Annotated in this window: 2 protein-coding genes; one reads left to right on the top strand and one right to left on the bottom strand. The window is 31.4% G+C overall.

Annotated features, from left to right (window positions below):
• Nucleotides 1-101: 101 nt before the first annotated feature.
• Nucleotides 102-1,130 (top strand): helveticin J family class III bacteriocin, encoded by a 1,029-nt coding sequence (locus WS44_RS09145; RefSeq protein ID WP_013436921.1) that lies wholly within the window; start codon nt 102-104, stop codon nt 1,128-1,130.
• A 50-nt stretch (nt 1,131-1,180) separates the two neighbouring features.
• On the opposite strand, the gene WS44_RS09140 is transcribed toward WS44_RS09145, so the two are convergent.
• The coding region (locus WS44_RS09140; protein WP_046434082.1) for an SLAP domain-containing protein at nt 1,181-1,787 on the bottom strand (607 nt) is incomplete at its 5' end.

Genomic DNA, 1,787 nt, shown 5'->3' with positions numbered 1-1,787 from the left:
CATATAGTTTTACTACTACTTAAATTCTACAAGAGAATAAAAATAGTGAATCAATTATCCCGTCGGATAACTAATTCACTATTTAGCTTAGAATGTTTATTATGGTTGATATTACAAATGCGAATATAGAGAAAATGTATGAGTTGAATGGCTTGCATGAGGTTGTAGTTCAAAAGGGTAATGTTGGAAAGACCTACAATTATGCTCTTCAATTACTAAAACAGGGTACAGATGCGGTAGTATATCGTGCTCGTCATGGGAGAGATTTTGTGAAAGGAAAAGGCAAGAATAGTAATGTTGAGCGATTGTATTTAGATGGGATTCATTCTGTTCCTGCTAATAAAACTTTGCAAGCAGCTGGTGGTCATACTCAAACTTGGGAATATGCTAATCGGACAGATTCTTATAGTGGAGCAAGTGAATGGTTTATCGGTACTAAGCCTAAAAAAGATCCTGATCATCCTTCAATTTATTGGGATACTCAAATTGCTAGAGTAAAGTTCAGTAAAGCTGAATATAAATTCAACACGCAATTACCTCGTATTTCCAATTTAAATCAAGCTGGTAGGAAATTTGGATTAGCGTATAGTGGTAATGACTTGGTTAGATCTGAAGCAGCCGTATCTCCATCTCCAAATTATAGTTATTTTTTAATTGTTACTGTAGATAAAAGTGGCACAGGATATTTTTCACTTTATAATTTGGAAGATGTTAACAATGCTTTAGATAGAGTTGGTACAGGTGATGTAAATTTGAAGACAGACACATTAGCTGATCAGTGCTTGAAAGCATTTAAAATTAAAGGTCTAGTAAAAGAAATTACATCATTACAAGGATATGATATTGATGATAACCTGAATATTTATATTTCAAGTGAGGCACATCCAGATCAAACAGATATTTATTCTAAACCTAGAAAAATAGTCAAAATTCCATGGGAAGCTACTGAAGCTTCTGAATGGGATATAATTCGTTTAGATAATAGTTTTAAATTAAATGAATCGGGATATGCTACAGAATTTGAAGGTATTCAAGTTAATAGTGAAAATGATCTTTATCTGACTGTTGCCTACCATGATAGTTCAGATTATACAACTCGAAAGAATAAAATTTTTAAGATTAATTGGTAGTTAATAAAAAAAGACCAATATGTTCAATGCTTAAACATATTGGTCTTTTATTAATATTGCGTTCTTTGCATGTTGATAAATGATTTTGTTGGATGAGCTGAAAATGGCATTTTTGGCTTTTTAACTACATTTCCAGAGTAAATCCAGTATTGCGTGTTTTTAATATGATAAGAAGAATAAAGTGAGCCATTTAAAATATTGGCTTCATCGACTACTAATTTTTGTCCTCTTTTTAAGATCTTCTTGGTAAATTTACCAGATGGGTTCATAGCATATACATTTTTATCTGGTGGTAATGGCTTTCCAACTATTACAGTTGCTTGATTAGTAAAAACAGTTTTTTGGTTTATTCTTTTGATATTACAACATTTGATATATTTATTATTGTTCAACTTGTAGTATGGTTGAGATTTAATAACTTTATATGGAAGATAATATAAATCAACTTTAAAATCAGGACTTGATTGTAAATCTTGTCGTACTTGCACGTAATATCTCTTCACAGAATTTGTTTTTAGCAATTTTCCTGGAGCAGTAACAGCCTTATTCTTCTTAAGATAATTGTTTTTACCACGTAAACGTTGGCCTTTGTTGTTGTATACATAGGAGTTACTGTTTAAATACAGCTTCACATTATTGGCTGCCTTAACTGGGCTG

Origin of the sequence: Lactobacillus sp. N54.MGS-719, from assembly GCF_000980505.1 — a bacterium.
Lineage (GTDB): Bacteria > Bacillota > Bacilli > Lactobacillales > Lactobacillaceae > Lactobacillus > Lactobacillus amylovorus.
The sequence above is the reverse complement of the archived record's forward strand: the minus strand, read 5'-3'. Positions and strand labels throughout refer to the sequence as shown.

Coding starts and splice junctions, on each gene's coding strand:
- WS44_RS09145 (WP_013436921.1), top strand. CDS start 102: ATGGTTGATATTACAAATGCGAATATAGAGAAAATGTATGAGTTGAAT.